The sequence below is a fragment of the Alcaligenes sp. PF14 genome (genome assembly GCF_037150615.1).
Taxonomy (GTDB): domain Bacteria; phylum Pseudomonadota; class Gammaproteobacteria; order Burkholderiales; family Burkholderiaceae_B; genus Alcaligenes; species Alcaligenes phenolicus.
The window spans coordinates 84368-96652 of the sequence record NZ_JBAGRS010000004.1; the positions used below are offsets into that span (position 1 = coordinate 84368).

12 protein-coding genes are annotated in these 12285 nt (G+C 58.0%); 11 read left to right on the top strand and 1 reads right to left on the bottom strand.

The features are described 5' to 3' along the window. Positions 1-60 precede the first annotated feature (60 nt). Complete coding sequence (locus tag WFM49_RS09860; protein ID WP_336972990.1) at positions 61-1074, bottom strand: ABC transporter substrate-binding protein; 1014 nt, start codon at positions 1072-1074, stop codon at positions 61-63. A 150-nt stretch (positions 1075-1224) separates the two neighbouring features. On the opposite strand from WFM49_RS09860, the gene WFM49_RS09865 reads away from it, so the two are divergent. The 11 genes from WFM49_RS09865 to WFM49_RS09915 all read left to right on the top strand — a co-directional run bounded on the left by WFM49_RS09865 (position 1225) and on the right by WFM49_RS09915 (position 12285). After that, positions 1225-2133: a LysR substrate-binding domain-containing protein gene (locus WFM49_RS09865; RefSeq protein ID WP_009462734.1), complete on the top strand. Its 909-nt coding sequence runs from the start codon at positions 1225-1227 to the stop codon at positions 2131-2133. A gap of 253 nt (positions 2134-2386) precedes the next feature. Then, complete coding sequence (locus WFM49_RS09870; protein WP_026484057.1) at positions 2387-3325, top strand: substrate-binding periplasmic protein; 939 nt, start codon at positions 2387-2389, stop codon at positions 3323-3325. Between the two features lie 87 nt (positions 3326-3412). Next, positions 3413-4144 (top strand): amino acid ABC transporter ATP-binding protein, encoded by a 732-nt coding sequence (locus tag WFM49_RS09875; RefSeq protein WP_336972993.1) that lies wholly within the window; start codon positions 3413-3415, stop codon positions 4142-4144. A gap of 8 nt (positions 4145-4152) precedes the next feature. Continuing rightward, positions 4153-4824 carry an amino acid ABC transporter permease gene (locus WFM49_RS09880; RefSeq protein ID WP_060186146.1) on the top strand — a complete coding sequence of 224 codons (672 nt, stop codon included), beginning with the start codon at positions 4153-4155 and terminating at the stop codon, positions 4822-4824. Between the two features lie 12 nt (positions 4825-4836). Continuing rightward, positions 4837-5505: an amino acid ABC transporter permease gene (locus tag WFM49_RS09885; RefSeq protein ID WP_009462726.1), complete on the top strand. Its 669-nt coding sequence runs from the start codon at positions 4837-4839 to the stop codon at positions 5503-5505. A gap of 14 nt (positions 5506-5519) precedes the next feature. Then, positions 5520-6425, top strand: coding sequence for a dihydrodipicolinate synthase family protein (locus WFM49_RS09890; protein WP_021447062.1), 906 nt, complete (start codon positions 5520-5522; stop codon positions 6423-6425). A 1002-nt stretch (positions 6426-7427) separates the two neighbouring features. Then, positions 7428-7985, top strand: coding sequence for a methylated-DNA--[protein]-cysteine S-methyltransferase (locus WFM49_RS09895; protein ID WP_009462720.1), 558 nt, complete (start codon positions 7428-7430; stop codon positions 7983-7985). Between the two features lie 125 nt (positions 7986-8110). After that, positions 8111-9601 (top strand): aldehyde dehydrogenase family protein, encoded by a 1491-nt coding sequence (locus tag WFM49_RS09900; RefSeq protein WP_336972998.1) that lies wholly within the window; start codon positions 8111-8113, stop codon positions 9599-9601. 63 nt (positions 9602-9664) lie between these two features. Further along, the gene (locus tag WFM49_RS09905) at positions 9665-10537 is read left to right on the top strand and encodes a transporter (protein WP_051316325.1); all 873 of its coding nucleotides are present in this window, start codon (positions 9665-9667) and stop codon (positions 10535-10537) included. A gap of 31 nt (positions 10538-10568) precedes the next feature. Next, the gene (locus tag WFM49_RS09910) at positions 10569-11741 is read left to right on the top strand and encodes an amine dehydrogenase large subunit (RefSeq protein ID WP_083054306.1); all 1173 of its coding nucleotides are present in this window, start codon (positions 10569-10571) and stop codon (positions 11739-11741) included. A 1-nt stretch (position 11742) separates the two neighbouring features. Further along, entirely contained in the window at positions 11743-12285 is a 543-nt protein-coding gene (locus WFM49_RS09915) for a MauE/DoxX family redox-associated membrane protein (RefSeq protein ID WP_009462709.1), read from the top strand.

Consider the following 12285-nt stretch of genomic DNA (forward strand, 5'->3'; position numbering starts at 1 on the left):
TCCTAGGCGCGCGCCGGCCCGCCTGGGCCAAGCCGGAGCACGCGCGAAAATCAGTTCAGCTCAGGGCTTGGCCGTGCCGTTGGCCTTGACGATGAACTGGGTGTCGTAGGCTTGGTGATAGTCCCAGGCGGGATCCAGGCTTTGGGCTTCTGCAACGGCCTCGTAGGTGTTTTTCATGCGGCCTTCTTCCAGGCTGCCTACTCCGTGCTCGGCACTGAAATCGGTGTAGATGTAGCCCAGCACCGCGTTCAGGTTGCCCATGCAGTCATCAAGGTCGATTTCCGGATTGACCTTTACGTGGGCCTGACAAGCCGTGTCCGGGTCCTTGCGGGCGGCTTCCCAGGCTTCGATGGTGGCGTCCAGGAAGTTCTGCACCATTTGTGGGCGCTCGGTCAGTGTTTTGTCGGTGGCGAATACGGACAGGGCGTAGATGTTGAAGCCCTGGTCGCTAAAGGGCAGCACCACGATTTCCTTGCCAAAACGCTTGGCCTGCTTGTTCTGGTAGTAGTAGTTGGTGGCCAGGAAAGGAGCGGCGTCCACTTTGCCGTTGATCAGCAGCGGTGCCATGGAGGAGCCGTCAACGGTCACCCACTGAATCTTGTCGGGATCGGTGTTGGCCTTGCGCGCCACCATGGGGAAGTAAAGCTTGTGGCTGTTACCGGGCGAGACGGCAATTTTCTTGCCTTCCAGGCCAGAGAAATCGGTAATACCCGAGTCTTTGCGCACAAACAGGGAATGGGCCGAGTGCGAGAAGGTGGAAGCAATGGCCTTGATGGGAGTCTGGCTGTTCTGACGCGAGGTCAGAATGGCGGAAATATCGGCCAAGCCAATATCGGCCGCGCCGCCAGCCACTTTCAGAACTGTGTCACCCGAACCGGTGCCACGGGTAATCTTCAGGTTGATGCCGTGTTTCTCGTAAATCCCGTTGGCAATGCCGGAGTAATACGGGGCATAGTCGCCGGTGGGGATGAAGTCCAGCATGAGATGAACGTTGTCAGCGGCGTGGGCGGTGGGCGCAGCGGCGGCCAGTCCCAAGCCCAGCACCGCCAGGGTGCGAGCAAGCAGGGTTTGCATGATTTTGTCTCCGTGTCGTAGTTATGAAGCCGCTCTGTAAGCCCGTTGCGATCAAGGCGCGCCGGGATGGCAGCTTGAAAAAATTGAAACATAGGCAAATCAAAATGTCTTATGCTTATTTGTGCTCGAAACATAAGGCTACGTTAAGGGATGCTGCTCAATCTTCGTCAAATCGAGGTTTTTCGCGCGATCATGCTGACCGGTTCCATCAGCAAGGCGGCGCAATTGCTGAACGTGTCGCAACCGGCCATCAGCCGCCTGCTGTCCTATACCGAATCGCGTATTGGTCTGGTGCTGTTCGAGCGCATCAAGGGGCGTCTGTACCCCACGCCCGAGGCGCGTCGGCTCTATCAGGAGGTGGAGCAGGTTCATAACAGCGTGCAGCGGGTAAACGAGGTGGCCACCGACCTGATCGAAAAGCGCCACGGCAGCTTGCACATTGCCGTCAGCCCCAGTCTGGGCCAGACCTTGATCCCCATGGCGGTGACGCGTTTTCGCCAGGCATTCCCGGACGTGAAGGTGTATGTGCGCACGCTGATTTCCAGTGATCTGGTACAGGCTTTGGTCACCCAGCAGGCCGAGGTCGGTGTGGCTATCGTGCCGCTGACACATCCCAGCTTGCATGCCCAATCCATTTACGAAAACCATCTGGTGGCGGTGTTGCCAGCCAGCCATCCTCTGGCCGACAAGCAGGAGCTGGATGCCAGCGATCTGGAAGGACTGGACCTGATTGGTTATGGCAATGACACTCCTTATGGCCAGATGGTGCAGCAGTTATTTGGTAACCGTCCTGGTGTGCCGCAACTGGCGGTAGAAGTGCGTTTGACGCATATTGCCTGTGCCATGGTGCAGGCTGGAGCCGGGATTGCAATTGTGGACGAGCTGGCCGTGGCAGGCCGGGTCTGGCCGGATGTGGTGGTACGCCCCATTAATCCGCGCACCACCATGCCTTTGCACATGCTGCATTCCAATGTGGTACCGGTGTCGCAATTGGCGCACGACTTCATGGAAGTGGTGATTTCCACAGCCTCCCGAGGCATGCGGGCAGGCTGGGCCTGAGTGATTCATCCATAAATAAACCATCCCCCCACGCAGCGCCTTCGCTTGGCGGCCTCTCCAGGGGGGGACTTACCCTTATCACGGGAAGCTGTCGGGAAATGTGCGTGTTCGCGTATTGCGCCGCGTATAAGGGGTACGGGTATTTGCTTAACCCTGTGTTATGAAGGGTTAATAAAAAAGCATATGACATCAAGGTTTTGCCAATCCTAGAATTAAAGCACTACAAACAGAAAATGGATGGCAAGGAGACCTTATGCAAGGCGTATACACAATCGCCCCGTTGGCTGCGGCTGTATCCCGCAAAAACACCCTGTCCCGCTGGGGACGTGTCAGCAGCAAAGCTGGCTTGATGCTGGCCACATTGGCTGCCGGCGTGGCCTTGAGCCTGCCCGCTCATGCGGTCAACCCCAATCAGGGCAAGATGTTCAAGGTGGCTGCAGACGTGGGCCTGGTTCCGTTTTTCATGCGCGGCACCGATGGCAAGCTGGATGGCTTTTCCAATGATCTGACCCAGGAAGTGGCCCGACGCATGGGTTACGAGGGGGCGGAGGTCATCGACACTCCGTTTTCCGCTATTTTTGCTGGCTTGTTTTCCAGTCGTTACGACATGGTGGCGGCTCCCACCAACACCACACGTGAACGTGCGGAGCAAATGCTGTTTGCCGAGCCGTATATGGCGGGCGGCCTGAGCTTTCTGGCTAAAAAGGGCGCGACCGTCAATGCGCTGGAAGACCTGAAAGGCAAGACCATTGCCGTCAATAACGGCAGCTTCTCGGACCGTTGGTTGCAGGACAATCAGGAAAAATACGGCTACAAGATCCAGCGCTTCAACAAGAACACGGATGCTGTGCAGGCCGTGGCTATTGGTCGCGCCTTTGCCAATATGTCCGAGACTCCTTTGGCACGCTATATCGCCACCCAGACCCCCGCACTGGCCCCGGTCTACGACATGACCACCGAGGCTAACTACGCCTTTGCCTTCCGCAAGGACGACACGGCCCTGCGTAATCGCGTGGATGAAGTGCTGGAATGCATGAAGCAGGACGGCTCCCTGTCCAAGCTGCATGTGAAGTGGTTTGGTACGGAACCCAATGCTGGTACGGCCATGACGGTGATTTTCCCCGGCTATGGTGTGCCCGACTTCCCTGGCTACGAGCCCACCGAGCACACCCCCGACTGCTCCCGTCCTTAAAAGCGCCTTCGCGCTGTTTCTCTAGCTATATGGCCCTGCAGGGGCCGGTCCCCGCCTGCCCGACTGGCAGGCGGTCAAGGAGCGACCATGAGTGAAATTGTCCGCATCCAGGGCTTGCGCAAATCGTTTGGGCAGGCCGAAATTCTTAAAGGCATAGACGTGAGCGTCAACACCGGCGAAGTTGTCGTGATGATTGGCGGCTCGGGCTCGGGCAAAAGTACCTGTCTGCGCTGCATCAACCGTCTGGAGACCCCGACCAGCGGCACGATTGTGGTGGCTGGCAGTGATGTGACCTGCCCGCGCACCGACCTGAACCAGGTGCGCCAGAATATAGGCATGGTGTTTCAAGGCATACACCTGTACCCGCATATGACGGCGCTGGGCAATGTGATGCTGGCGCTGCGCAAGGTGAAAAAAGTGCCCAAGGCGCAGGCCGAAGAGCAGGCCCGCCATCATCTGGAACAGGTGGGTCTGGCCCAGCGTATCGAACACTATCCCAGCCAGTTGTCCGGCGGCCAGCAGCAGCGGGTGGGCATTGCCCGCGCGCTGGCGCTGGAGCCCAAAGTCATGCTGTTTGACGAGCCTACCTCGGGTCTGGACCCGGAGCTGGTCGGTGAAGTGCTGAACGTGATGAAACGCACCCGCGATGCGGGCATGACCATGGTGATTGTTACGCACGAAATGCAGTTTGCCCGCGAAGTAGGGGACCGCATTGTGTTCATGGACCAGGGCGTGATTCTGGACCAGGGCAGTCCCGATGAAATTCTGTGTAAGCCGCGTCACAAGCGTATTCAGGATTTTCTGAGCCGCATGAACTGAGGCCGGCCATGGATCAGATAATTTATTACTTCTTTAACTGGACGCTGATCAGCCCCTATTTGCCCGAGATCATGCAGGGCTTTTGGGTCACGCTGCAAATGGCCGTGATGACCGTGGTTCTGGGCACTGTCCTGGGCCTGGGTCTGGCCGTGTTGCGTTGCTACGGCTGGCGTCCCGTCAATATCTTGATGACCTTGTATGTGGACGTGTTCCGTGCGATTCCGCAGCTGGTCATTATTGTGCTGGTGTTCTTCGCTTTGCCGTCCCTGGGGATTGTGATTGAACCCGTTCCCGCCACCGTTCTGGCCTTGAGCTTGGTGCTGTCTGCCTTTGCTGAAGAAATCTTCTGGTCTGGCATTGCTGCGGTGCCCACGGGTCAGTGGGAAGCGGGCCGCTCCACCGGCATGGGTTTCAGTCAGACGCTGTTTGCCATCATCCTGCCGCAAGCCGTGCGTCTGGCGATTCCACCACTGACCAATCGCGCTATCGGGATTACCAAAGGCACCACCTTGGGTTCGGTGATTGCCGTGCCTGAGCTGCTTAATGTGTCCAGCAATATCCAGTCCAACATCGCCAACCCCACCGCCTTTACGGCCGGGGCCATTTTGTTCTGCCTGATTTTCTTCCCCTTCGTTCATCTGACGAGGGTGCTGGAACGGCGCTATGCGATCAAGTCGTAGGAGTGACGCGCTATGGAACTGATCGATACTTTTCTGAACCCGAAGATTCTTGCCGCCAGTTGGCCCTTGCTGCTTCAGGGCTTGTGGCTGACGGTCAAGCTTTCGGTGATCATCGTGCCGCTGGCTGCCTTGTTGGGTCTGGTGATTGCCTGCCTGCATTACCAGCAGCATCGCTGGCTGAACAGGCTGATCCTGCTGTACGTGGATTTCTTCCGTGCCTTCCCGCCTTTGGTGCTGCTGATCTTCATTTACTACGGCCTGCCTTTTTTGGGCCTGCCCTTGAATGAGTTTTCCGCCACGGTGCTGGCGCTGGTTTTGAACAGCAGTGGTTACTTCGCGGAGATTTTCCGTGCCGGGCTGGAGTCGGTGTCCCCCGGACAGAACGAGGCGGCGCGCTCCACGGGTTTGAACGCCCGTCAGGCCATGGCCTATGTGGTTGTGCCCCAAGGTGTGCGCAATGTAATTCCGGATCTGGCCAGTAACACGCTGGAAGCCATCAAGCAGACCTCGATTGCTTCGGCCGTGGCCTTGCCTGAACTGCTGCGTTCGGCCCAGATCGTGCAGGGCGAGACCTATAGCCAGACCCCGCTGGTGGCCGCTGCGCTGATTTACTTCATTCTTCTCTGGCCCTTGGTACGCATGATTTCGCGTATGCAAAAGCCATTTGTTATTCCACGTTGAGCCTAAGCGTAATTATGAAAAATAAAGGTGTCTTTTCCATTTGCCCCACTCCCTTCAAACCGGGTGGTGAGTTGGATTTGCAAAGCCTGGTCAGTCTGGTGAATTTCCAGCTGGAAGCCGGTATTCACGGCTTGGCGATTTTGGGGGTGATGGGTGAACTGCACAAGCTCAGTACCTTTGAGCGTCGGCGTGTCATTGAAACCGTCGTGGCGGCAGTGCGCGGTGCGGTGCCGGTCTGGGTGGGGGTGCGGGCCATGGGAACGGCAGCGGCGGTGGAGCAGGCTCGCAGCGCTGAAGATCTGGGGGCCGATGCGATTTTTGTCGCTCCCTTGGCGGGGGCGGATGACGATATGCAGGTGTCCTTTTACCGCCAGATTGTGCAGGCTATTCGTTTGCCGGTGGTCATTCACGACTTCCCGGAACTGTTCGCCGCCCGCATCAGTCCGGCCTTGGCTGTGCGTTTGAAGGCAGAGGCGGGTGTGTCCATTCTGAATTCCGAAGACCCACCCGTCGGACAGAAGATTACCGCTGTGCGGGGTCTGTCTGGCGATGCCTTGCCGATCTTGAGTGGCCTGGGTGGCATGCATTTTCTGGAAGAGCTGCAACGGGGGGCCGATGGCGTGGTCACCGGCTTCTCCTTCCCGGAGATTCTGCTCAAGGTCTATGCCTTGCACCGTCAGGGCGAACAGGAGGAAGCCGCCCGTGTGTTTGACCGTTATTGTTCGCTGATTCGTTACGAGTTTCAGCCTTTGGTGGCGCTGGCCTTGCGCAAGTATTCCTATATGCGCCGTGGCATCATCGCCTGCGATGCGACGCGTGATCCGGCGACGGCTCTGGACCATATCAGCCGGGACGAGTTTGAGGCTGTGGTGCGCCGTGTGGGTCTGGACTTGTCTGCAACGGGTGTGCAAACCGTTTAAACCTTGCTGTTCTTGAGTAACTGCTGCATTTGTTGGATTTGCCGGGTAAATAACGTCTGGGGGGCCCCGGCGTTATTTAGCCGGTTTTTTTGCTTGCGCTTCTTTCTTCTTCTTCTTCTTCTTCTTCTTCGGTTTCCTGAGAGTTGGGGAGTGGCGCTGTTTGTGTGCAGAGCAGGAGGTTTTTGAGACAAGGAGCGCAGAGAGCCTGCATGTTTAGATAGTGTCTCGTGAAAACGCCGGTCTGGGCCGGGGGCCGTCCTCCGGGCTTGGCTCCTTGCCGGTGCTGCGCACCGGTGCCCTGGTCAGGCTTGCTATTCGGGCGCGTCCTGAACTCGCGAAAGTGCCTTGTCCCCCGGACAAGGCACAAGCATTTCGCTCAAACAGCAGGACGCTTGGACCCCGAATAGCAAGCCTGCCTGCGGCAAGAAGCCTGAATCGCCCAGAGGACGGCCCCCGGCCCAGATCGGCTCACAATGACTATCAATATGAGACTTTCGTCCTTTTTGGGCCTGGCGGTATGTAGCCCTTTGGGCTGCTGTAGCGGCGTGAGGAACTTGAGGGAGCGAGGTTTGCGTGTTGGTCGTCGCTCTCAATAGTTAGCGGTGGGTGTGGGGGGACGCAAAAATAGGAGCCAAGCACTAACTATTGAGAGCCAGGCACTTCATGGGAGCATGAACCTTGCGCAGGATATCCCGCTCAACAAAATGTTGTGCGTAATCGGGAGCTTGTCGTGCGTCTTTGACGCCAAAGCCAATGCGCTTGTCACGGTGATTGTTGTTGTCTCAGTCTCTTGTTCTTTTAGGTTTTCTTGCTCACGCAGGCGCTTTTATAGGCGCATAAGGAGTTGGTACAAGGACGAGAGGTGCTGCGGCCAGGCGGCTTTGGGTTGAAAAGCCTTTGACCAGGAGCTGGCCTCTAGCCTGCCTGGGTATTGCCGGAGTTTTTGAAGTGGCAGGAGCCGCGCAGTATGATCAGACATTCTGCCCTTGGATCGGGATTGCCATGTTTGCCTATGTCGGGCTGCGTACTGCCTGCTTTGATACGCCTTTAGGGGCGATGCGTCTGCTGGTGGACGCTCAAGGAGCCTTGCTGCGTCTGGACTTCGAGGAAGAGACCGTACATGGTCTGACACCCGAGCAACTGGCCGGGCTGATCCCGGAACCTGCTTTGGCCGAGCCCGTGCAGACTCAACTGGACGCGTATTTTGCCGGCAAGCTGCAGCAGTTTGATCTGCCTTTCAGCCTGCAAGGGACAGAGTTTCAGCAACAGGTCTGGCAGGCCTTGCTGACTATTCCCTATGGTCAGACCTGGACCTATGGCCAGATGGCCGAACATCTGGGCCGTCCCAAGGCGGTCCGTGCTGTGGGCCAGGCCTGCGGCCTCAATCCCATCAGCATTATCGTGCCGTGTCACCGCGTGCAAGGCGCCAATGGCATGTTGACCGGCTTTAGCTCCGGCTTGCATCGCAAAGCCAGCCTGCTGGACTTTGAACGCCGTGTGCATTTGACGGGCACGGGCGACATCCAGGCCAGCATGCCCGCCCAGCTGGATTTGTTCTAAAGCAGGACAGGGCTCACTCCGTACCCAAATCAACAAGCCTCCGTGCACAGAATCACAAGTCCGGGCTTGTCCTCGTCCCTATACTGGATTCGTTAAGAATCAACTATTCCGTGTGGAGACAGACTATGGGGCAGGACGTACAAGCCGAGCGCAAGGCGATTCGCGAACACATGATTATTGACGGCAAACCCGTCACTGAATCTCAAGGGCCCACGATTCCCGTCTACGATCCCGCAACGGGACAAGTGATTGCGCACCAGCCCGAGGCCGGTGCTCAAGGCGTGGATCTGGCCGTGCGTGCTGCGCGCCAGGCTCTGGAGCAGGGCGAATGGGCTCAGATGTTGCCCGCTCAGCGCGAGCGCCTCTTGTTGCGTTTGGCTGATTTGATTGAATCCCACGCGGATGAGCTGGCTCGTCTGGAAACCCTGAACAACGGCAAGCTGCTGTTCTTTTCCTACGGCCTGGAAGTGGCGGCCAGCGCACAATGGCTGCGCTACATGGCTGGGTGGGCCACCAAGATGAATGGCGAATTGCTCTCGCCTTCCATCGGCTTTCCTCCCGGCGTGAAATACCACGCTTATACCCGCCAGGAACCGGTTGGTGTGGTGGGCGCTATCGTGCCCTGGAACTTCCCGTTGCTGATGGCGGTGTGGAAGATTGCGCCTGCCATGGCCGCCGGTTGTACCGTGGTTCTGAAGCCTGCTGAAGAGACACCGCTGACTGCCATTCGTCTGGCCGAACTGGCTCTGGAAGCCGGTTTCCCCGCCGGTGTGATCAACGTGATCACGGGTCGTGGCGAAAGCACTGGTGCGGCTTTGACGGCTCACCCTGGCGTGAACAAGATCTCCTTTACCGGCTCCACGGAAGTGGGCAAGTTGATCGGTCATCAGGCCGTCAATGACATGAAGCGCATGTCTCTGGAGCTGGGCGGCAAATCCCCCGTGGTCATCATGGACGATTGCGATGTGGACATGGCCATTCAAGGTGCGGCCAACGCCATCTTCTTTAACCAGGGCCAGGTATGTACTGCCGGCTCGCGTCTGTTCGTGCAAAAAGGCATTTACGAGCGCGTGGTGCAGGGCGTAGCCGATCTGGCTTGTTCCATGACTCTGGGATCGGGCTTTGAGCAGTCCACCCAGATTGCTCCGCTGATTTCCGCCCGTCATCAGCAGCGCGTGCAGAACTATATCGATGTGGGTCGCCAGCAAGGCGGTCGCATGTTGGCAGGCGAGGGTGCTCGCCCCGAGCAGGGCTACTTTGTACGCCCTACCGTGTTTGCCGACGTCGCTCCCGATGCCCGCATCATGCGTGAAGAAATCTTTGGTCCCGTGGTGGTTGCGACCCCGTTTGATACCGAGGCGCAGGCACTGCAGTTGGCCAACGATACAGACTTTGGCCTGGGTGCCAGCGTCTGGAGTCAGGATCTGGCCCGCGTCCAGCGTTTGACCACTGGTATCAAGGCCGGAACCGTGTGGGTCAACACCCACAACATGCTGGACCCCAGCATGCCCTTTGGTGGCTTCAAGCAGTCCGGCCTGGGTCGGGAGCACGGGCGCGCTGCGGTAGAGGCTTACCTGGAGACCAAATCGGTCTGCATGGCCTACCCGGCAGCCTAGCTAGGGATAAAGGCGCGAACACAATAACGATACCGTTCGCGCCTCTTTGAGGAGACAACAATAATGTATGCAATTTTGCAGCGGACCGCTCTGGCCTTGGCCTTGAGCGGCGTCAGTGCCGGTGCCGCCCTTGCGGGCGACCCCAGTGCGCGGGACTGGATTCCTGCTCCGGTAGGGACCAATATCCTGGCCGTCTACATGATGGGCCTGAAGTCTCACGGTTTTTATGATCAGGGTTCACGAATTGGCGATAGCCCCAAGCTGAATGTGCAAGGCATGATTTACCGCCAGATGCACTTTCGCGAACTGGCCGGCAAGACGGTGCAGTACGAGCTGATCGTGCCCGGTTTTCGCAACACGCTGGATGTTCCAGGACAGGACCGCGATCGCATGACCGGTATTGGTGATGTGACTGCCGGTGCCGCCGTGTGGCTGCACAACGATCCGGAGAACCGTTTCTGGTTCGCGTGGGAGCCTTTCATTACGGCTCCTACAGGTCGTTACCACGGCTCGCAGGCCGATGTGTCTTCCGGCAAGAACCGCTGGAGCACCATCCAGGACTTTGCGATTGTGAAAGGCTTTGGGGAGTCTTCCTTTATTGAAGGTGTGGCGGAGTTCGAGTTCTTTGGCAACAACAAGAACTACTACGGCCAGACTCTGAAAAAAGACACGGCAATCCGCTTGATGGCCCTGGTTTCAACCAACCTGACTGAAAAGACTTATGTGGGTATGCGCTACCGCTACGAGACAGGTGGCCGTGAGCGGGTCAATGGCCAGACCACGGCGACGCGTGCACGTAACCACCAGTTGGCCGCCGAGATTACCCACCAGTTGACTGACGCTCACCAGGTGCAATTGCAGTACATCCATGATTTGAAAGTCGAGAATGGCCCGCGCATGCGCGGCCTGCAATTCCGTTATGCCTATGCGTTCTGACAGCGTGGACGCCCATGAGGAGAGACATCCAATGAAGTCTAAATTTAAATTAACGACCGCCGCCGCCATGTTGGGGCTGATGGTACTGGCCGGTGGCGCGCAGGCCCAGGACAAGCCGCGCGAAGTCCTGACAGGTGGTCACAGTGTGTCTGCCCCGCAGGAAAACCGTATCTATGTCATGGACTCGGTGTTCATGCACCTGACCGAAAGCCGTGTGCACGTTTATGACTACACCAACGGCAAGTTCCTGGGCATGGTACCCACCGCCTTCAACGGCCACGTGCAGGTGTCCAACGACGGCAAGAAAATCTACACCATGACCACCTATCACGAGCGCATTACGCGTGGAAAGCGCTCGGATGTAGTGGAAGTGTGGGATGCCGACAAGCTGACCTTCGAGAAGGAGATTTCCCTGCCACCCAAGCGTGTGCAAGGTCTGAACTATGACGGTCTGTTCCGTCAGACGACGGACGGCAAGTTCATCGTGCTGCAAAACGCCTCGCCAGCGACCTCGATCGGGATCGTGGACGTGGCCAAGGGCGACTATGTGGAAGACGTCACAGCTGCCGCCGGTTGCTGGAGCGTGATTCCCCAGCCCAATCGCCCCCGCAGCTTCATGACCATTTGTGGTGATGGTGGCCTGTTGACCATCAATCTGGGCGAAGACGGCAAGGTCGCCAGCCAGTCGCGCAGCAAGCAGATGTTCTCCGTGAAGGATGATCCGATCTTTATCGCTCCGGCTCTGGATAAGGACAAGGCTCACTTCGTGTCCTACTACGGCAATGTCTACAGTGCTGATTTCAGCGGTGACGAGGTCAAGGTAGATGGCCCCTGGTCCTTGCTGAACGACCAAGACAAGGCCAAGAACTGGGTGCCCGGTGGCTACAACCTGGTGGGTCTGCATCGCGCCAGCGGTCGCATGTATGTGTTCATGCATCCCGATGGCAAAGAGGGCACTCACAAGTTCCCCGCGGCCGAGATCTGGGTCATGGACACCAAGACCAAGCAGCGTGTAGCCCGCATTCCAGGGCGTGATGCCTTGTCCATGACCATTGATCAGCAACGCAATCTGATGCTGACCCTGGACGGTGGCAATGTGAACGTCTATGACATCAGCCAGCCTGAACCCAAGTTGCTGCGCACCATTGAAGGCGCCGCAGAAGCATCCTTGCAAGTTCAGTTCCACCCAGTTGGGGGTGTCTGATATGGACCCGGTCCTGACCTACGCCAGCCTGGCTTGCTTGGCCGTGCTGATGGGACTGGGGGCGCTGGATAAACTGCGTCACTTCAGCCTGTTCGAGGCAGCCGTTGGCGGTTATCGATTGTTGCCGGAAGTGTTGCTACGACCGTTCAGTGTGCTGTTTGTCGCTGCCGAGGCCTTGAGTGCGCCTTTGCTGCTGTGGCCAGCCAGCCGTTCGCTGGGGGCGGTTCTGGCCCTGTGCGTCCTGCTGGTCGCCACCAGTGGCATTGTGATGAACCTGCTGCGTGGCCGCCGCGATGTGGATTGCGGCTGCTCCGGGCTGGGGGAATCCTCCGGTGGTCTGTCCTGGTGGCTGGTGGCTCGCAATGCCTTGCTGGCTGCGCTGGCCGTGGCCAGCGGTGACTGGGCCATCAGCAGCGCCCGTGAACTGGTCTGGGTGGACGGTTTGACCTTCTTTGGTGCCACCTTGGCCTTGCTGGGCCTGTACTATGCGGCCAACCAACTGATCGAATCCCATCTGAAATTCCAGAAAATGCAGAATTCTTAG

Coding starts and splice junctions, on each gene's coding strand:
- WFM49_RS09860 (WP_336972990.1), bottom strand. CDS start 1,074: ATGCAAACCCTGCTTGCTCGCACCCTGGCGGTGCTGGGCTTGGGACTG.
- WFM49_RS09865 (WP_009462734.1), top strand. CDS start 1,225: ATGCTGCTCAATCTTCGTCAAATCGAGGTTTTTCGCGCGATCATGCTG.
- WFM49_RS09870 (WP_026484057.1), top strand. CDS start 2,387: ATGCAAGGCGTATACACAATCGCCCCGTTGGCTGCGGCTGTATCCCGC.
- WFM49_RS09875 (WP_336972993.1), top strand. CDS start 3,413: ATGAGTGAAATTGTCCGCATCCAGGGCTTGCGCAAATCGTTTGGGCAG.
- WFM49_RS09880 (WP_060186146.1), top strand. CDS start 4,153: ATGGATCAGATAATTTATTACTTCTTTAACTGGACGCTGATCAGCCCC.
- WFM49_RS09885 (WP_009462726.1), top strand. CDS start 4,837: ATGGAACTGATCGATACTTTTCTGAACCCGAAGATTCTTGCCGCCAGT.
- WFM49_RS09890 (WP_021447062.1), top strand. CDS start 5,520: ATGAAAAATAAAGGTGTCTTTTCCATTTGCCCCACTCCCTTCAAACCG.
- WFM49_RS09895 (WP_009462720.1), top strand. CDS start 7,428: ATGTTTGCCTATGTCGGGCTGCGTACTGCCTGCTTTGATACGCCTTTA.
- WFM49_RS09900 (WP_336972998.1), top strand. CDS start 8,111: ATGGGGCAGGACGTACAAGCCGAGCGCAAGGCGATTCGCGAACACATG.
- WFM49_RS09905 (WP_051316325.1), top strand. CDS start 9,665: ATGTATGCAATTTTGCAGCGGACCGCTCTGGCCTTGGCCTTGAGCGGC.
- WFM49_RS09910 (WP_083054306.1), top strand. CDS start 10,569: ATGAAGTCTAAATTTAAATTAACGACCGCCGCCGCCATGTTGGGGCTG.
- WFM49_RS09915 (WP_009462709.1), top strand. CDS start 11,743: ATGGACCCGGTCCTGACCTACGCCAGCCTGGCTTGCTTGGCCGTGCTG.